We start from the raw sequence: 18,487 nt of genomic DNA on the forward strand, positions 1-18,487 counted from the left end.
CTATCGGGTACCCAATCGACATGCGAGGAATAACTGATGCGTTATCAAAAACTGGGCAACACCGGACTGTTTGTTTCTGAACTGTGCCTCGGCACCATGACCTTCGGCGGTGAAGACGGCATGTGGGGCAAGATTGGCCAGCTTAAGCAAAACGAAGCCGAGCAACTGGTGGGCCGCGCGCTGGACGCGGGCATCAACTTCATCGATACCGCCGACGTCTATTCGGAAGGGCGCTCCGAGACGATCCTCGGGCAGGCGCTGAAAAACCTTAACGTCCCGCGCGAAAATGTGGTGGTTGCCACCAAGGTGTTTGGCGAAACGGGCACCGCCGGGGTGAACTCGCGCGGCAGCTCGCGCTATCACATCATCAGCAGCGTGAAGGAGAGCCTGCGCCGCCTGCAGCTCGATCATATCGATCTCTACCAGCTTCACGGCTTTGACCCCGCAACACCGATTGAAGAGACGCTCTACGCGCTGGATAACCTGGTGCAGCACGGCCACGTGCGTTACATCGGCGTTTCCAACTGGGCGGCGTGGCAGATTGCCAAAGCGTTGGGCATTTCGGAGCGTCTGGGGCTGGCGCGTTTTGCATCATTGCAGGCGTACTACACCATCGCCGGGCGCGATCTGGAGCGCGAACTGGTGCCGATGATGCAGAGCGAAGGCGTTGGGCTGATGGTCTGGAGCCCTCTGGCGGGCGGCCTGCTGAGCGGAAAATATGGCCGCGACGGGACGAGCGAAACCGGCGGCCGCCGTCTGGAGTTCGACTTCCCGCCGGTGGATAAAGATCGCGCTTTCGACTGCGTAGACGTGATGCGTGTGATTGCCGAAAGCAAGGGCGTCTCCGTCGCGCAAATCGCGCTGGCGTGGCTGCTGCACCAGAAAGCGGTAACCAGCGTAATTATTGGCGCGAAACGCGTCGATCAACTGGACGACAACATTGCCGCAACAGGGATCCGACTGAGCGAAGACGAGCTTAAACAGCTGGATGCGGTGAGCGCGCTGCCGCGCGAGTATCCGGGCTGGATGCTGGAGCGCCAGGGAGAATATCGCCGTAACCAGCTCGCACAGCAGTAACCTTCCTTTTCCCCGGCGGCGCTTCGCTTGCCGGGGCTTTTTTTTTCCGCATTGCTCACAAAAACCGATCCTCCTCTTTGATCCAAATTTAATCTTCGCCTATATGACTAGTCATGAAATTTTAAATGACTAGTCATATAGGGAGGGACCATGAACAAATCACTGCCAGCCAACTTTTTATGGGGCAACTCGGTGTCCAGCATGCAGACGGAAGGGGCCTGGAACGAGGGCGGGAAAGGGATGTCGGTGTATGACATTCGCGAAGCCGGGGAAAACATCTCCGACTGGAAAGTGGCGACCGACTCTTACCACCGCTACCGGGAAGATTTCGATCTGATGCAGGATCTGGGCATGAACTGCTACCGCTTCCAGATTTCATGGAGCCGCGTCTGCCCGCAGGGCGACGGCGATTTTAACGACGAGGGCATCGCGTTTTACGACCGTTTTATCGACGATCTGATAGCCCGCGGCATCGAGCCGATGGTCTGCCTGTACCACTTCGATATGCCGCTGGCGCTGGCGCAGGAGTACAACGGCTTCAACGACCGACGCGTAATGGACGCCTTTATCCGCTACGGTAAAAAGATGATCGACTGCTTTGGCGACCGCGTGAAATACTGGCTGACCTTCAACGAGCAGAACATTTTCCATATGCCGGAAGCGTTTCGTATTTCGGGCTATATGAAAGGCGAGCAAACCCTGCGCGAGCTGTACGAGCTGCAGCACCATACGATGGTGGCGCACATGGCGCTGACCGAGTATCTACACCAGACCAAACCGGGCCAGCTGATGGGCGGCATGCTGGCACACCAGCTCATCTACCCGGCCACCTGCAAACCGCGCGATATTTTCTGCGCTCAGCAGTACGACGAATTCCTCAACCAGAATCTGCTGCGCGTCTTCGCCGGGCAGGGCTACAGCCCGGCGGTGATGGCGGTGGTGGAGCAGGAGGGCTTTGGTGATATCTATCGCGCCGAGGATTTAGCGCTGCTGGCGCGCACCAGAAACGACTATATGGCCTTCAGCTACTATGCCAGCAAAACGCTGGACAGCGATGCGATCCCGGAAGGCACGCCGGTGAACTATTACCTGCTGCACGGCGAGAAAAACAACCCATTCCTGAAGGCCACCGAGTGGAACTGGCAGATCGATCCGCTGGGCTTTCGCACCATCATCACCCGCTACGCCAACGACTGGCGGATGCCGGTCTTCCCGATCGAGAACGGCATTGGGGTGATTGAGTCCTGGGACGGCGTGAACCCGATTGATGACACCTACCGCATCGACTACCACCGGGCGCATATCGAGGCCATGAAGGAGGCGATGTTCGAGGACGGAGCGGAGGTCATTGGCTACCTTGGCTGGGGCTTAATCGACATTCTGAGTTCCCAGGGCGACATGCGTAAGCGCTATGGCGTGGTCTATGTCAACCGGGAAAACCATGACCTGAAAGACCTGAAGCGCGTGCCGAAGAAAAGCTACGCGTGGTTAAAACAGGTTATCCATACCAACGGACGCGAGATGTAAGCCGTACGCTGCCGGGCCGTTTTTGTGACTGATTGATGGGAACTATCCGCTATGTCTGAAACAAAAATAACACCGCACATGCAGTCTTTTGTCGATAAATTTGTTGAGTTCTCGGCGCGCCTGGCAAACCAGGTACACCTGCGCTCCCTGCGCGACGCCTTCGCCACGGTGATGCCGATTTTCATCCTCGCCGGTCTGGCGGTGCTGGTGAACAACGTGGTGTTTCCGTGGATTTTACACGGCGACACGCTCGCGCAGTTTAAGGTGTGGGGCGAGGCGATTATCAACGGCACGCTGAACATCGCCGCGTTGCTGCTGGCCCCGATGATTGCCTGGTCGCTGGCGCGCAACAAAGATTTCGACAATCCGGTCTCGGCAGTGGTTATCGCCGTCAGCAGCTTCATCATCATGATGCCGATGCGCTTACAGATTACGCCCGTCGGCGGCGACGCCGCGGTGAACGTCACTCAGGTGCTGACGTTCGCCAATATTGGCTCAACCGGGATTTTCGCCGGGGTGCTGATCGGGCTGCTTTCAACGGAAGTGTTTATCGCCATCTCGCGGCTGAAGGCGCTGCACATTTCCCTCGGGGAAAACGTGCCTCCGGCAGTGAGCAAATCCTTTACCGCGCTGATCCCGACCATCCTCACGCTCTCCCTGTTTGCGGTGCTGGCGGCCGTGCTGGCAAACGTGCTGCACACGGATCTGATCCATCTTATTACGACCTTTATCCAGCAGCCGCTGAGGCTGATCAACACCAGCCTGCCGGGGACGATTTTCATCTACAGCTTCGGCAACTTCCTGTTCACACTCGGTATTCATCAGTCCGTCGTCAACAGCGTGGTGCTGGAGCCGTTCCTGCTGATCAACACCAACGAGAACATGCTGGCCTTCGCCAATGGCCAGCCCATCCCGCATATCATCAATAACATCTTCGTGCCGACGTTTGGCATGGTGGGCGGCACGGGCAGCACGATCTCGCTGCTGATCGCCATCTTTATCTTCTCGCGACAAAAATCGGCGAAGCAGGTGGCGCGTCTGTCGCTGGCGCCCGGTTTATTCAATATCAACGAGCCGGTGATCTTCGGCCTGCCGATTGTGTTTAACCTGCCGCTGATGATCCCGTTTGTGCTGCTGCCCGCCATCGGCATTTACTTCGCCTGGCTCTGTACCACGCTGGGGTTAATGTCGCGCTGCGTGGTGATGATCCCCTGGACCACGCCGCCAATTCTCAGCGCCTGGCTGGCGACGGCGGGGGACTGGCGGGCGGTGGTGGTGCAGTTGGCAATCATTGTATTTGGTGTATTCTTCTACCTGCCTTTCCTCAAGATTGCCGAGAGAGTGGCGTTGAAAAACAGCGGGATAGAAAACTAACTGAAAGGAAGGACGATGGCGGCGAAGTACATCACCATAGCGCGGGAAATTAAGAAACGCATTATCAGCCAGCAGTATGCCGCCAATGAACCGCTGCCGGACCAGTTTGCGCTGGCGGCGGAGTTCAGCACCAGTCGGATGACCATTCAGCAGGCCATGCGCCAGCTGATTGTCGAAGGGCTGGTCTATACCCGTCAGGGGCAGGGAACGTTCATCCGCAAGAATTTCCTCCAGCTCTCGCAGTGGGATCTCTCCGGCAGCGACTACTTTGGCGCGACCAAAACCTGGGAACATCTGGGGACGGTGACCAGTCAGGTGGTGCACTTCGAACTGCGCTTCCCGAACGAAAAAGAGCAGGCGTCGCTGATGATTAACGCCGATGCGCCGATCTATGACTTTATTCGTCTGCGCCTGTTGAACGGCGAGCCGATGTCGCTGGATTCCACGGTGATGCCGCTGAATCTGGTGCCCGGCCTGAACAAAAGCCATCTTGAAAGCTCGGTGTTCCGTTACGTGCAGGAGACGCTGGGGCTGAAGATAATGGGCTCGTATCGCGTCGTGCGCGCGTTAAAGCCAAATGCGCTGGATATGCAGCACTTAATTTGTGAACAGACGGACCCGGTGCTGGAGGTGGAGCAGGTAATTTATCTGGAGGATGGCACGCCGCTGGAGTACGCCCACTGCCACTATCGCTACGACCACGGCGGGATTGTGATCGTGAATAACGGATAAAAAAAAGCGGGCAACGAGGCCCGCTTTTTTATTCGCGTTGCGATCAGTTCAGACGCACTGGCATACCAGAACGGTTCTGGATCGCCTGGTCAACCACGGTCGTTTCCACGTCAGCCTGAGAGGTCACGGACTGCACCGCGCTGGTCAGGTTGATTGGTACGATTTCGTTGTTGTTGATCTGATCTTCGCTGGTGGACAGCGGGTTGTGCACTTCGATGTAACGGCTGCCATCTGGCTCAGAGGTCGCTTTCACCGGTTCGTTGATGAACTGCACGCGGGTACCGACCGGCACGTTTTCGAACAGGAACTTGATGTCGTCGTTACGCAGACGCACGCAGCCGTGGCTTACGCGCAGGCCGATGCCGAAGTTGGCGTTGGTACCGTGGATAGCGTACAGACGGCCAATGTACAGCGCGTACAGACCCATTGGGTTATCCGGGCCTGCCGGCACAACGGCTGGCAGCGGTTCGCCCGCAGCAATGTATTCCGCGTGCATTTTCGCCGTTGGGGTCCAGGTTGGACCCGCTTTCTTACGCTCAACTTTGGTGGTCCAGTTCAGCGGGGTATCTTTACCCAGCTGGCCGATACCGATTGGCAGAACGATAACGGTGTTAGTGCCTTTCGGGTAGTAATACAGACGCATTTCGGCGCTGTTGATTACGATACCTTCATGAACGGTATCCGGCAGGATCAGCTGCTGAGGAATGTTCAGCACGGTACCTGCTTTTGGCAGATACGGGTCAACGCCCGGGTTTGCTTCCAGCATGTTAGACAGACCGAGCTGGTATTCAGCGGCAAAATATTCCAGCGGCTGAGCGTTGCCTTCCGGCACAATCACCACCTGGTTTTGCCCAACCAGACGGCTACCGTCTGTCGGCAGGGGATACGTCACCGCAGAAGCGGTCTTGCAAAAACCTACTACGGCTAACGCTGCCGCAAAAAGCGTTGTCAATTTCATGTTCATGTTGTGCGAGGTATCTAAGCCATTCAGGCGATGAGTTGATAAGTCTGAATCTGTGATGGGAGCGCATTATATGTGCATTCCCGCTAACAGGGAATTCAGATGTGTACGAAATCACATTTTTTTCGATTTTGTTAAAGTTTAGTGGATTGCCGCAACACGGGATCTCAATTCGGAATTGTGGCATAATGCCGTGTTTATCACACTTTTCGCAGGAATCTCCCCGTGTTAGTTACCAGCAACGTCACTATGCAGTTTGGCAGTAAGCCGCTGTTCGAAAACATTTCCGTCAAATTTGGCGGCGGCAACCGTTACGGCCTGATTGGTGCCAACGGTAGCGGAAAATCCACCTTTATGAAGATCCTCGGCGGTGACCTGGAGCCGACGCTTGGCAACGTATCGCTCGACCCTAACGAGCGTATCGGTAAGCTGCGTCAGGATCAGTTCGCCTTCGAAGAGTTCACCGTGCTCGACACCGTGATCATGGGGCACGCGGAGCTGTGGGAAGTGAAGCAGGAGCGCGATCGCATTTACGCGCTGGCCGAAATGAGCGAAGAAGACGGCTATAAAGTGGCCGATCTGGAAACGCAGTACGGCGAGATGGACGGCTACTCTGCGGAAGCGCGCGCGGGCGAGTTGCTGCTGGGCGTAGGTATTCCTGTTGAACAGCATTACGGCCCGATGAGCGAAGTTGCGCCAGGCTGGAAGCTGCGTGTGCTGCTGGCACAGGCGCTGTTCTCTAACCCGGACATCCTGCTGCTCGACGAACCGACGAACAACCTGGACATCGACACCATCCGCTGGCTGGAGCAGACGCTGAACGATCGCGACAGCACCATGATCATCATCTCGCACGACCGTCACTTCCTGAACATGGTCTGTACGCATATGGCGGATCTGGACTACGGCGAGCTGCGCGTTTATCCGGGCAACTACGACGAATACATGACGGCGGCCACCCAGGCGCGCGAACGTCTGCTGGCGGATAACGCCAAGAAGAAAGCGCAGATTGCTGACCTGCAGTCCTTCGTCAGCCGCTTTAGCGCCAACGCCTCTAAGTCGCGTCAGGCGACCTCGCGTGCCCGTCAGATCGACAAAATCAAGCTGGACGAAGTCAAAGCCTCCAGCCGTCAGAACCCGTTCATCCGCTTCGAGCAGGACAAGAAGCTGTTCCGTAACGCGCTGGAAGTGGAAGCCCTGGCAAAAGGCTTTGAGAACGGTCCACTGTTTAAAAAATTCAACCTGCTGCTGGAAGTGGGCGAGAAGATTGCCATCCTCGGCGCCAACGGCGTGGGTAAATCCACCATGCTGAAAACCCTGGTGGGCGAACTGCAGCCGGACAACGGTACCGTGAAGTGGTCTGAAAACGCGCAGATTGGCTACTACGCGCAGGACCATGAATACGAATTCGAAAATGACCTCACCGTCTTCGACTGGATGAGCCAGTGGAAGCAGGAAGGCGACGACGAGCAGGCGGTGCGCAGCATTCTGGGTCGTCTGCTGTTCAGCCAGGACGACATCAAAAAGCCGGCTAAAGTGCTCTCCGGTGGTGAAAAAGGCCGCATGCTGTTCGGCAAGCTGATGATGGAAAAACCGAATATCCTGGTGATGGACGAACCGACTAACCACCTGGACATGGAATCTATCGAATCCCTGAACATGGCGCTGGAGATGTATCAGGGTACCCTGATCTTCGTCTCTCACGACCGTGAGTTCGTCAGCTCGCTGGCGACCCGCGTAATCGAAATTACGCCAGAGCGCGTGGTGGACTTCACCGGTAATTACGAAGACTACCTGCGCAGTAAAGGTATCGACGGCTAATTTCCCGTCGCCTTTCACGCTGCAGGTGCGTTGGCTTCACCTGTTCACCCCGGTCACTTACTTATGTAAGCTCCCGGGGATTCACAGGTTTGCCGCCTTCCTGCAGCGCGAAATACTTAGGTAAAGACCTGGTGCCTTTATTCCCTCTCCCTGTGGGAGAGGGTTAGGGTGAGGGCATCAGGCCGCACTACACCACCCACTCACTCCCTTCAACCCCGTTCACCAGCAGCGTACGTTTTTCCCCTACCGGTAACGACACCTTCAGCGCTTTCCACGACGGACGATAATCCCCGCGCGCGTTGACCTTCAGGTTGATGGTTGCGCCATCGCACACCATTTCCCACTCCACCCACAGCGCATTGCCGTTCTGGTAGCCCCAGCTTTCGCCGTCATCTTCGAACAGCATGCCCGAGGTCGTCCCGACGCCCTTCACCGGGAACAGCTTCAGCTCGCGGGTGTCGTCTTTTTCAGCGGACACGTGAGTAATGCGTTCGCTCAGCGGCAGACCGGCACCGGCGCGCACCAGCAGCGGCAGTTTTTCCAGCGGCGCGTCGAGAACGATCGACTGGCCGCCCGCATACCATGCGTGGGTGTAAAAATCGTACCAGCCGGTGGCATTATCCGGCAGCCAGACGCGGCGCTCGCGCTGCCCGGCTTCGACGACGCTGGCGACCAGCAGATCGCGGCCCAGCAGGAAGTCATCGCACTCTTCAAACGTCTGCGCATCGTGCTCGTGATCGAGGAAGGTCGGGCGCAGCATCGGCTCGTCGTCGGCGTGCGCCTGCCAGAGCAGGGTGTAGAGGTACGGCAGCAGGCGGTAGCGCAGCTCAACCGCACCTCGAATGGCTGGCGTGACGCCCGGGTACATCCACGGCTCGTTCACGGTGTGGTCATCATTCCACGAGTGAATGGTAAAGCGCGGATGTATCACGCCGTTCTGCACCCAGCGCACGAACAGCTCGGCGTCCGGCTTATCGCCGGAGAAACCGCCGACGTCGTGACCGACGTTGAACAGCCCGGACAGGCTCATGCCCAGCCCCATGCGGATGTTATAGCGCAGGGTATCCCAGTTGGTGCGGTTGTCGCCGCTCCAGGTCTGGACGTAGCGCTGCATCCCGGCGCAGCCGGAGCGGGAGATGAGATACGGGCGCTTTTCCGGCGCGAAACGCTGCTGCGCTTCCAGCGAGGCGCGCATCATCAGCAGCGGCATCACCGGGCGAATGTGCTTGATGGCGATCTCCTTGCCGAAGCCAAAGCAGCGCGCTTCTCCGTCCCACACTTCATATTCGTTGTTATCGTTCCAGGTGGAGTCGATGCCCATCTCCAGCAGTTGCGTGGTGACGCCGTTCTGCCACCACTGCACCGTCTGCGGGTTGGTAAAGTCGAGGTGCGAGCCTTCGTCATCCCAGAAGCTGGAACGTTCCGGTGCATCGGTTTCTGAATCGCGAATGAACAGGCCGCTCTCCGCCACTTCGCTATAGCGCGGATGGTCCTGTAGCAGGCACGGCTTGATGTTGGCCGCAAGCTTGAGCCCTGCGTCGTGGAACGCCTGGCTCATCACCTTCGGCTGCGGCACCTTGTCGTAGTTCCAGTTAAAGACGTAGCGCTTGCCGTTGATGGAGGTATAGCCGGAGGAGAGCTGGAACGAGTCGCACGGAATGGCGTGCTCTTCGCAAAGGCGGATGAAGTTCATCAGCTGGTTTTGCGCGTCCGGCGCGTCGGTGTAGTGCATGGTCGAGCCGCTGTAGCCCAGGCTCCACTTCGGTCCGAACAGCGTTTTCCCGGTCAGGCGCACGAAGGCTTTGGTGACGTCCAGCACGCGCTTGCCGGTAAAAATGTAGTAATCGATATCGCCCGCTTCCGCCTGCCAGCGACGGTAGGCGGTGTGGTAATTGTCGATTTCGTTGCCCAGATCCAGCCAGCAGCTGCTCAGGTTGTCGTAGAACAGGCCGTAGCTGACATCGTCGCGGCGGGCGATAGTGAACGGGATGTGCTTGTAGAGCGGGTCGGTGCTGGCCGCGTTGTACCCCATTGCGTCGAGGTTGCGCATCTCATAGCGTTTGCCGTTGCGCTGCAGATCGCCCGCTTTCTCGCCCAGGCCGTAAAAACGTTCGTCCTTACGACGGCTCAGATAGTGCGCTACGCCGTCGCCGTGGGCGTTCAGCAGGTAGGCGCTGGTTGGACGGTCGTTGACCAGCGGCTGCCACTCGCCCGCCTCATTGCGGTAGTGCCACTCCAGCCACAGCGGCTGGTGGACCGTCACGCGCAGCTGTTCGGTTGCCACGGTGAGCGTCTCATCCTGCTGCGTCAGGGTCCAGGCCGGGCAGGAGAAGCCGCTTGTGTCGTCACGACGGCGGCCTTCCCAGGGCACGTCTTTTTCCGGCGCGATGCTCCAGGTGCGGTCCAGCGCCAGCTCGCCTTTGCGCTTAATCAGCACGCGGAACAGGTTCTCTTCCAGCACATACAGGCACAGGCGGTGCTGGTTATCGACCAGCAGTTCCAGATGGTTTGCCGACTGCTTATCTACGGTCCAGTTTTTCAGGGTTTTCATATGCAATACATCCACTATCAGGCGCGCTTGGCGCGGCGTTCAGCAATAAATGCTACCAGGAAGACAGCGCCAATCAGGTCAAAGAAGCCCATGGCAATAAAGAGTGGGTTAAAGCCGATTTTGTCGGCGGTCACGCCGATTAACAGCGAGAACAGGAAGCTGGCGATCCACGCCGCCGAGCCGCGCATGCCGTTGACGGTCGCCATCTGGCCTTTGTCGAACGACTCCACGACCAGGGCGCTCAGCATGCAGGAGATGATCTGATGCCCGAAGCCGCCGATGGAGATCAGCACGATGGTGATATACGGGTCGCGGGTAATGGCCACGATACCCAGCGAGATCATCAGGAACGCGCCCGTCACGGAGCTGGCAACGACCGAGTTAACGCGGGAGCAGCCGAACAGGCGGGTGTACAGACGCGTCAGGTAGCCGCTCGCCACGCTGCCGAGGTCGGCGGCGAGGAACGGCAGCCAGGCAAACATCGCAATCTGCTTCAGATCCATGCCGTGCTCTTTGGCGAGGTACAGCGGCACCCAGAAACTCAGCACCGCCCAGGCCGGTTCCGCCATAAAGGCCGGGATGGCGATACCGTAGAAGCGTTTGTTTTTCGAGACGGTTTTCAGCGCGGTCAGGAAGGGCAGTCTCACCGCAGGCGGTTCGTTGTCCTGCTTGATGAACGCCAGCTCGTCCTTGCTCAGATTCGGGTGCTGCTCCGGGTTGTGGTAGAACGCCCACCACAGGATCACCCACAGCAGTGCCAGCACGCCGGTAAACATAAACGCGCCCTGCCAGCCGAACGACGCGTGAGCAAAATAGATGATAGGCGGAGCCAGCATCGCGCCGATGGAGAAGCCCACGCCCGCCCAGCCAGCGGCAACGGGGCGCTCTGATTTCGGGAACCATTCGCCGATGGTTTTGGCGTTCGCCGGGGTGGCGGCGGCCTCAGAGGCACCCATGAAGAAGCGCAGAATCGCCAGGTGCAGCCAGCTTCCGGCGCCCGCGTGGAAAATACACATCAGCGCCCAGATCCCGGCGCAGACCATAAAGCCAATCTTCAGGCCAATGACGTCAATCAGCCAGCCGCACAGGGGCTGGAAAATGGTGTAGGCGATCTGGAAAGCGCCGACGATCCAGGAGTATTGCTCGGTGGTGATCCCGAGGCTCTCTTTCAGTTCCGGGGCGAGGATCCCGAGCGAGTTTCGGGTGATGTAGTTAACGGTGACGCCAAGTAAGAACAGCACCAGCACATACCAGCGCAGGTTCTTGATGACGCGACGGGTTTTGCTTGTCGCAACGGTGTTATTGATGTCCTGACTCATTTTACTCTCCACAAGACGGACGGTAAGGGGACGGAGGTTCAGGTGTCACACAGATTTTTATGCCTTTGATTTCTACCCGTTTAAAATGCTTAAGTTGGTATACAACTAGTATGGAAGTTGTGTGACAAGTTCACCTTAAGGGAGAAAATGAGCAGGCAATAGTGGATTTTGTGCAAAATTTCTCATAACTGACGAAAAGCCTCTGGCATGATGGTATTTATGTCAGTTATTGCCTGACGGATACGCTATGAAAATTTTTTCATTTCGCAAATGGAGCCAGATCACAAAATGGACAAAAGGCTAAAAATCACCGAAATCGCCGCCCGGACGCAGCTCTCGATCAGCACCGTGTCGCGGGTGCTGGCGGGAAAAGCGAATACCAGTGAAAAAGCGCGCGCGAAGGTGCTGGCGTGCGCGCGGGAGCTGGGGGTAATGGACGGCATGGCAGCGGGGCGGTTGCTGCTCAATAGCCTGGTGGTTTTTGCCCCCCAGCGCGCCTTCGACGAGCGGTCCGACATCTTTTACTACCGCGTGATCCAGAGCGTGAGTAAAGGCCTGGCATCCCACGACGTGCGCCTTCGCTACTGCGCGCTGGAAGAGAACGACAGCGACGCCCAGCTTTTTCTGGCGCGCATGAATGAAGCGGACACCCAGGCGGCAATCCTTCTTGGCATCGACGATCCCCACATTCACGATCTGGCGGTGGACGTGGGGAAGCCCTGCATGCTGATTAACTGCCGGGACCGCCACATGCGTCTGCCTGCTGTCGCGCCGGATCATCGCGCCATTGGCGAGCGGGCTGCGGAGTACCTGTTCGAGATGGGGCACCGCGAGGTGATGAACGTGCTGTGCCTGCGCCGCTACACCATGGAGCTGCGCCTGTCGGGGATCCGCAATGCGTGGCTGTCCCACAACCTGAAGTTCAACGATAAACGCGATCTGCTGGTGGTGCCCAGCTTCAGCGCGCGTGAAACGGAACAGATGGTCAGCGAGTGGCTTAACCAGCAGAAGGGCAAAGACCTGCCGACGGCGTTCCTGGTCGGCGGCGACTTTATGGCGGCGGGCACCATTAGCGCATTACAAAACCACGGCCTGCGCGTGCCGCAGGACGTCTCGGTGATGAGTATTGACGGCTTTAACCTGGCGGCGATTCAGGATGTTCCCTTAACGGCCGTGCACGTTCCGCGCGATGAGCTGGGAACTGAAGCGGTATATATGCTCCAGCAGCGGCTGATGCGCCCGGACGCGCCGGTGGGAACCTTGTTGCTTAACGGCACGCTGACCGTACGGGAATCGGTACGGCGGATACGTCAGGGGAAACGACGCACCGCCGTAGAGCGGGAAGGGCTGTACGACAGCTAGATCATGCCCAGGGCGCGCTTGCCGTGGATGTTGAGATCGTTCACGGTAAAGCGGTCCTGCCAGCTCTTTTCATAATCCTCGCGCGGGAAGTCTCCCGGCGACGCGCCGGTTTCCAGTGCTTCCTTGACCTTTTTCGCGTAGGCGAGGTTTTTCTCGCACATTGGCGCGGCAGGGATGTACATCACGTTGCCCCAGCCCTGCTGATTTTCCACCGGCGCGACGGAGTGGATCACATCGCAGTGCCACCACACGGAATCGCCCGCCTCGAGTGCCGGAATGCTGCTTAATGCCTCGATGAGCAGCGGGTGCCACTTCTCGGAAACCGGCAGCACGCGCCCCGGCGCCACGCCGCAAAGCTCGTCCTCCGGCACGTCGTCCAGCAGCGGGCGCAGCAGGATATAGGCCATCGCTTCTGGGATCGGCACCACGTGCAGCAAGCCCTGTCCGGGGATCATGTCCGACAGCGCCGTCCAGCCCTGGAAGGTGCGGAACACCGAGCATTTGGTGGTGTTATCGACGGTGTACTCTTCCACTTCGGTACGGTGTGCGGCGTTCCACGGATCGTACTTGTCGACGTTGCCGTCAAACACGCGGGCGAACACCTGCTGATAGGCCGGAAGCAGCCATCGCTCCAGCGCGCCGGAGTCGGTATGCGCGCCCAGTCCTTTCGAGGTGGTTCCCGGCGGACGGCGGCGGATGCGGTCCGGGTAAATCACGCTCACGTCCGGGTTGAACCACTGCTTGCCGTTGCTCTCGAAAGTCCATAAACGGTTCAGGAACGACTGCACTTGCGTCATCTCTTCGCTCTGGCGCGCCTGCATCTGCGCCTGCGACCAGTAAATCGGGTAAATCTCCGGGCGGGAGGCCGTTAAGGTGCCGAAGAAGTTATCGCCTGGCCCTTTGTATACGTCGTCAAATTTGTTCAGATCGAGATAGTCGAGCATCGACCGATCCCACGCCAGCGCCTGCTCGCGCGGGAAATGACCTTTAATCACCGCGCAGCCGCGGCGTTTTACCGCCTCGCGCTGTGCGTCGGTAATGGTGCCGTTTTTCACATCCGCAAACGGGATCTCCGGCCAGACGGATTCGCCTTTGTTCTTAAGGGCGTTGATCTCCGCCACGCGGGTGGCAATTTTGTCGCTGAGCTTATTAAACACCGCCTGCACGTCGCCGATCTGCGCGCGCAGCTCACGTTTCAACTGACGGATTGCCGCTTTGTGATCCGCTGGCAAAGTTTCACTGGTAAAGGTCATAACTGCCTCGCATCTTTCATTCGAAAGTAAAAATATCTACAAGTGATACTTTAAGTTAAAAATAAGTTAATGCAAGTTTAAAAACTTGACGCAAGCCACAGGACGGAAAAAGAGTGAGAGGCCGGAGCGAGGCTCCGGCGAGGAGAGGATCAGGCGTCGAACGGGGAATGGTTGTCGAGCACGGCCTGAATGACGTTCAGCGCGCCCTGATGGTTGTTGTCGTCGGTGCTGTAGCGGCTGATTTCTTTGATGCTCTGCGCCGCGTTGCCCATCGCAAAGGAATATTTCACCAGCTTCAGCATCTCGGCATCGTTGCCGCTGTCGCCAATGGCCACGCAATCCTGCGGGGAGATTTTCCAGCGTTTCAGCAGGCGGCTGATGCCGTTGGCTTTGTGCAGGCCGGGGATAATTAAATCCACAAAGCCAAAGCCGCTGGTGACCGGCTTCATGATGCCGTCCAGGGAGACGTGAAGTTTATCCACCAGATTAGGGATATCGCTGTCCGGCAGGTTCAGGGAGAACTTAAACAGCACGTCGTCGATTTCGCGGTAATCGCTGATGCGCTTTAAGCGATGATAGTGCTTTGACATCAGTGCGACGAATTCTTCAGGGGCCTGGTCGCTGACGTAGGCGCTCTCCAGCCCGCAGGCCACGAAGTTCAGCCCTTTGTCTTTCAGCAGTTCGCCAATCACGATCTGCGATTCATGACGCGTCAACTCGCCGTGGAAAATCTGTTCCCCGCGATCGAACACCAGCGCGCCGTTTTCCGCCACGAAGGAGATCCTGTCTTTCAGCTCCGGAAAGAAGGAGATGAGCTGGTAATACTGGTTGCCGCTGGCGACAACAAATTCAATGTCGCGGGCTTTAAGCTGTTCAAACTGTGCCTGGAAGCGGTCACGATCGTACTGCTTGGCATCATCAAGGAAAGTTCCGTCCATATCGGTGACGATAACTTTAACGGTCATACTGTGCTCCTGGGTCACTGCGTTTTGAAACATTCTAATAACAAGGTGACGGGGAGCACAAATTTAATTTCGAATGAAAGTCAGAAAGCCGGGTGGCGGCTTCGCCTTACCCGGCCTACGGGGGAGATAATGTAGGCCCGGTAAGCGAAGCGCCACCGGGCGTTTTTTTACAGCGTATGCTCAGTACGAGCGATAATATCGTCCTGCGCATCCGGCGACAGGGCAGTGAAGAACGCCGAGTAGCCCGCCACGCGCACCACGAGATCACGATACTGGTCAGGATGTTTCTTCGCTTCCAGCAGCGTTTCGCGCGAGACGATGTTGTACTGAATATGCCAGCCCTTATGCACCTCGAAGAAGGTGCGCAGCAGCACCATCAGCTTCTGGCGATCGCTGTCGTTTTCCAGCGTCGACGGGTTCAGCTTCTGGTTCAGCAGCACGCCGCCGAGAATCGCCTCGGTAGGCAGTTTACCGACTGAGCCAATTACCGCCGTCGGGCCGAGGTGGTCCGTACCGGAAGCCGGGCTTGCCCCTTCCGCCAGCGGGGTGTGCGCCTTACGTCCGTCCGGGGTGGCCATTGTCGCCGCGCCAAACGGCACGTTTGCGGAAATCGAGGAGGTGCCTGCGTAGTAGTTACCGCCAATCGGGCCGCGGCCGTAGCGCGGGTTGTGGTACTGCTTCAGCTCTTCAATGTAGGTCTGGTAGGCGCGCGTCAGCAGCATGTCCACGCTGTCGTCATCGTTGCCGTACTTCGGCGCGCCGTTGATCAGGCGCTGGCGCAGCTGCTCGTGGGTCAGCCCGTCGAAGTCATCCTCCAGGGCGGCCGCCAGCTGCTGCTGACCGATAGTGCCCTGCTCGAACACCAGCTTTTTCACCGCTGCCAGGCTGTTGCCGAGGTTGGCGATGCCCACCTGCAGGCCGGAGACCCAGTCATACTTCGCGCCGCCCTGCTTGATGCTTTTCGCGCGCTCGATGCAGTCGTCCACCAGCGCCGAGCAGAGAATATCGTGGACGTTCTCTTCCAGCATGGTGTCCACCACGTACTCAATTTCGATGGATTTGCGGGTGTAGTAGCGGATCTGGCTGTCCCATGCCGCCATCACTTCGTCGAAGTTGTCGAAGTTACCGGCAGAGAGCGCTTTCTCCTGCGGCAGGAACACCTTGCCGCTGGTGGCATCGCGCCCACCTTCCAGTGCGGCCAGCATGACGCGGGCGAAGTTGATAAAGCTCATGCCGGTGCAGCGATAGCCCCACTTGCCGCCCACCGCGGTTTCGATACAGCCGATGGCCGCGTAGTCGTAGGCATCATCTCGTTCAACGCCGAGCTTGATGAATTCCGGGATCACGATTTCATCGTTGTTGAATGCGGGCATGCCGAAGCCGCAGCGGATCACCTGCACGCAGGCGTCGAGGAAGTCGTTGCTCATGCCCGCGTGGTAGCGCACGCTCAGGTTCGGCTGGGTGGAGCGCAGGCGACCGCAGGATTCCAGAATCGCGTAGGAGAGCGGGTTCACCGCGTCCATCGGCTCACCGTTTACCAGCTTCTGGCCGCCGATGGTGACGTTCTGGTACAGCGGGCTACCGGCGGAAGCCTTGGAGTGAGAGCCGGAGCGGATCTTGTTTACTTCCAGCAGCTTCAGCCAGCAGCTGTGCAGCAGCTCGATGGCGTGTTCGCGATCCAGGCTCTGGTTCAGTTCCACGTCGCGACGGTAGTACGGATAGAGATACTGGTCCATACGCGCGAAGGAGACGGAGTGACCATTGGACTCAATCTGCAGGATCAGCTGAATGAAGTAGCACAGCTGCAGCGCCTGCCAGAAGGTTTTTGGCGGCTCGTGAGCAATCACGTCGCAGTTTTCCGCCATCGCCAGCAGCTCGTCGCGGCGGCTTTCGCGGGTTTCGGTAGACGCCATTTCACGCGCCAGATCGGCAAAGCGTTTAATGTGCAGGCTCACCGCTTCCAGCACGATATCAATCGCCTTCAGGAACTGGTCGCCGTGCAGGTCTTCCAGCACCGTCAGATTGATGCGCGAGCGGCGCTCGGCCACTTTGGCGCGCAGGCCGTCGAGGCCTTTCTCCAGCACCAGCGGGAAGTTAACGGCCAGGTGCGCGTCGCCGGAGGTCATGTTGCCTTCGGCTTTGATAATGCCGGTTTCCAGCAGGCCTTTCTGCTCGTCGGTGAACATGCCGTAGCAGCGATCCTGCACCGTCTGGCCGCGCCACCACGGGCAGATCTCATGCAGCACGCGCTTGTTCTCTTCGCTCACCGCAAAGCCCGCGCCCGGGCGGTCCGCCAGATCGTCGATCTCTTTCTCAATCCAGGAGACGGTATATTCCGGGAAAATCGGCGCGGCGCGCACTTCGCTTGCCTGGTTACCGATAATCAGCTCGTCGTGTTTGATCCAGATGGTGCGTTCCGCCAGATGATGCGCCAGCGCCAGGGCGCGACGCACCGGAATCGGCTTGTCCATGTGCTGCTGATACATTTCGGTGTAATGCTGCGCGCGCTCGGTACAGACCGGCGGCTTGACGATATGCACCAGCGCCATTTTGTGCGCTTTAATACGTTCGCTGAGGGTATTGAGATTCAGGGTTGTCATAGGTTTATCCTCGTAAGGTCGCGGTTAACCCTTTCTGGCAGGCGTACTGCTGCGCGAAGTCCAGCAGGGCAGGATTATCCAGCGGTTTGTCAGGGGCAGAGTAGGGTTGGCCGAGCAGGGTGTATTTGTTCATGCCCAGCGTGTGATACGGCAGAAAATGAATATCCTCGACGCCAAGCTCGTCGGCGGCGAAGTTGGTAATGGCGGTTATGGAGGCTTCATCGGCGTTAAAGCCCTGGATCAGCGGCACGCGGATGGTGATTTTTTTCCCGGCGGCGGCAAGGCGTTTCAGGTTATCCAGGATCCGCTTGGCCGAACCGTCCGTCCACTGTTTGAACACGTCACCGTCGACGTGCTTCAGGTCGGCGAGGAACAGATCGACATAGGGTAATGACGGCTCGATATAGTGCCAGGGCACGTGAAGGCAGGTTTCGACGGCGGTGTGGATCCCCTGTTCGTGGCTGGCTTTAAACAGGGCGTGCGCCAGTTCAGGGTTCATAAACGGCTCTCCGCCGGAGAGGGTGATCCCGCCGCCGCTGCGGTCGTAGAAGGGTTTGTCGCGCAGTACGGTCGCCATGATCTCCTCGACCTGCTGTTCTTCACCGCAGACGGTCAGCGCCTGCGTCGGGCAGCAGTCGGTAAGGGCGTTGAGCGTGGCGTCATCAAGCTTTTCGCGGTGGATGACCAGCCCGTTCAGCGCGCGTTCGATGCAGCCCGGCGCCGCCTGCTGGCACAGGTCGCAGCCGTCAAGGCACAGGCGCGCATCAAACAGCACGTCCCGGCTGCGGGAGCGGCTTTCCGGGTTCTGGCACCAGCGACAGCCCAGCGAGCAGCCTTTCAGGAACACCACGGTTCGAATACCGGGGCCGTCGTGGGTAGAGTAACGCTGAATATTGAAGATCATGATTTCGCCTCTCATCTTGCATATGAAGATTAAATGACTTT

Annotated in this window: 13 protein-coding genes; 6 read left to right on the forward strand and 7 right to left on the reverse strand. The window is 58.3% G+C overall.

The window, feature by feature from the left end; all coding sequences use genetic code 11:
* The first annotated feature begins 36 nt into the window (after positions 1–36).
* The 4 genes from K5E19_RS08300 to K5E19_RS08315 all read left to right on the forward strand — a co-directional run bounded on the left by K5E19_RS08300 (position 37) and on the right by K5E19_RS08315 (position 4,710).
* Positions 37–1,077 (forward strand): aldo/keto reductase, encoded by a 1,041-nt coding sequence (locus tag K5E19_RS08300; protein ID WP_221550773.1) that lies wholly within the window; start codon positions 37–39, stop codon positions 1,075–1,077.
* Between the two features lie 150 nt (positions 1,078–1,227).
* Entirely contained in the window at positions 1,228–2,604 is a 1,377-nt protein-coding gene (locus tag K5E19_RS08305) for a glycoside hydrolase family 1 protein (protein ID WP_221550774.1), read from the forward strand.
* Between the two features lie 51 nt (positions 2,605–2,655).
* A complete protein-coding gene (locus tag K5E19_RS08310) occupies positions 2,656–3,978 on the forward strand; it encodes a PTS sugar transporter subunit IIC (protein ID WP_221550775.1) in 1,323 nt (440 codons plus the stop codon).
* A 15-nt stretch (positions 3,979–3,993) separates the two neighbouring features.
* Entirely contained in the window at positions 3,994–4,710 is a 717-nt protein-coding gene (locus K5E19_RS08315) for a GntR family transcriptional regulator (RefSeq protein ID WP_010428962.1), read from the forward strand.
* Positions 4,711–4,753: 43 nt separating this feature from the next.
* Here K5E19_RS08315 and ldtB read toward each other — a convergent pair whose 3' ends face one another.
* Positions 4,754–5,674 carry a L,D-transpeptidase gene (gene ldtB, locus K5E19_RS08320; RefSeq protein ID WP_010428965.1) on the reverse strand — a complete coding sequence of 307 codons (921 nt, stop codon included), beginning with the start codon at positions 5,672–5,674 and terminating at the stop codon, positions 4,754–4,756.
* Positions 5,675–5,896: 222 nt separating this feature from the next.
* Here ldtB and K5E19_RS08325 point away from each other — a divergent pair, with 222 nt between their 5' ends.
* Positions 5,897–7,492 carry an ABC-F family ATPase gene (locus K5E19_RS08325; protein WP_010428967.1) on the forward strand — a complete coding sequence of 532 codons (1,596 nt, stop codon included), beginning with the start codon at positions 5,897–5,899 and terminating at the stop codon, positions 7,490–7,492.
* 187 nt (positions 7,493–7,679) lie between these two features.
* Here K5E19_RS08325 and K5E19_RS08330 read toward each other — a convergent pair whose 3' ends face one another.
* The gene (locus tag K5E19_RS08330) at positions 7,680–10,043 is read right to left on the reverse strand and encodes a glycoside hydrolase family 31 protein (RefSeq protein ID WP_221550776.1); all 2,364 of its coding nucleotides are present in this window, start codon (positions 10,041–10,043) and stop codon (positions 7,680–7,682) included.
* A gap of 17 nt (positions 10,044–10,060) precedes the next feature.
* On the reverse strand, positions 10,061–11,362 hold the full coding sequence (locus K5E19_RS08335) for an MFS transporter (protein ID WP_023335029.1): 1,302 nt from the start codon (positions 11,360–11,362) through the stop codon (positions 10,061–10,063).
* Between the two features lie 288 nt (positions 11,363–11,650).
* On the opposite strand from K5E19_RS08335, the gene K5E19_RS08340 reads away from it, so the two are divergent.
* Entirely contained in the window at positions 11,651–12,724 is a 1,074-nt protein-coding gene (locus K5E19_RS08340; RefSeq protein ID WP_221550777.1) for a LacI family DNA-binding transcriptional regulator, read from the forward strand.
* On the opposite strand, the gene K5E19_RS08345 is transcribed toward K5E19_RS08340, so the two are convergent.
* The 4 genes from K5E19_RS08345 to K5E19_RS08360 form a co-directional block, all read right to left on the reverse strand.
* Positions 12,721–13,977, reverse strand: coding sequence for a DUF1479 domain-containing protein (locus K5E19_RS08345; RefSeq protein WP_221550779.1), 1,257 nt, complete (start codon positions 13,975–13,977; stop codon positions 12,721–12,723). The two genes, K5E19_RS08340 and K5E19_RS08345, sit on opposite strands and share 4 nt — an antisense overlap.
* A gap of 149 nt (positions 13,978–14,126) precedes the next feature.
* Entirely contained in the window at positions 14,127–14,942 is an 816-nt protein-coding gene (locus K5E19_RS08350) for a Cof-type HAD-IIB family hydrolase (RefSeq protein WP_221550780.1), read from the reverse strand.
* Positions 14,943–15,109: 167 nt separating this feature from the next.
* Positions 15,110–17,542 carry a formate C-acetyltransferase/glycerol dehydratase family glycyl radical enzyme gene (locus K5E19_RS08355; protein WP_221550781.1) on the reverse strand — a complete coding sequence of 811 codons (2,433 nt, stop codon included), beginning with the start codon at positions 17,540–17,542 and terminating at the stop codon, positions 15,110–15,112.
* A gap of 4 nt (positions 17,543–17,546) precedes the next feature.
* Positions 17,547–18,446, reverse strand: coding sequence for a glycyl-radical enzyme activating protein (locus K5E19_RS08360; protein ID WP_202762049.1), 900 nt, complete (start codon positions 18,444–18,446; stop codon positions 17,547–17,549).
* Between the last annotated feature and the right edge of the window lie 41 nt (positions 18,447–18,487).

Source organism: Enterobacter sp. RIT637 (assembly GCF_019718755.1).
GTDB lineage: Bacteria > Pseudomonadota > Gammaproteobacteria > Enterobacterales > Enterobacteriaceae > Enterobacter.

Bases quoted from the DNA above. Each gene is read 5' to 3' on its own strand.
- K5E19_RS08300 (WP_221550773.1), top strand. From the start codon at position 37: ATGCGTTATCAAAAACTGGGCAACACCGGACTGTTTGTTTCTGAACTG.
- K5E19_RS08305 (WP_221550774.1), top strand. From the start codon at position 1,228: ATGAACAAATCACTGCCAGCCAACTTTTTATGGGGCAACTCGGTGTCC.
- K5E19_RS08310 (WP_221550775.1), top strand. From the start codon at position 2,656: ATGTCTGAAACAAAAATAACACCGCACATGCAGTCTTTTGTCGATAAA.
- K5E19_RS08315 (WP_010428962.1), top strand. From the start codon at position 3,994: ATGGCGGCGAAGTACATCACCATAGCGCGGGAAATTAAGAAACGCATT.
- ldtB (WP_010428965.1), bottom strand. From the start codon at position 5,674: ATGAACATGAAATTGACAACGCTTTTTGCGGCAGCGTTAGCCGTAGTA.
- K5E19_RS08330 (WP_221550776.1), bottom strand. From the start codon at position 10,043: ATGAAAACCCTGAAAAACTGGACCGTAGATAAGCAGTCGGCAAACCAT.
- K5E19_RS08335 (WP_023335029.1), bottom strand. From the start codon at position 11,362: ATGAGTCAGGACATCAATAACACCGTTGCGACAAGCAAAACCCGTCGC.
- K5E19_RS08340 (WP_221550777.1), top strand. From the start codon at position 11,651: ATGGACAAAAGGCTAAAAATCACCGAAATCGCCGCCCGGACGCAGCTC.
- K5E19_RS08345 (WP_221550779.1), bottom strand. From the start codon at position 13,977: ATGACCTTTACCAGTGAAACTTTGCCAGCGGATCACAAAGCGGCAATC.
- K5E19_RS08350 (WP_221550780.1), bottom strand. From the start codon at position 14,942: ATGACCGTTAAAGTTATCGTCACCGATATGGACGGAACTTTCCTTGAT.
- K5E19_RS08355 (WP_221550781.1), bottom strand. From the start codon at position 17,542: ATGACAACCCTGAATCTCAATACCCTCAGCGAACGTATTAAAGCGCAC.
- K5E19_RS08360 (WP_202762049.1), bottom strand. From the start codon at position 18,446: ATGATCTTCAATATTCAGCGTTACTCTACCCACGACGGCCCCGGTATT.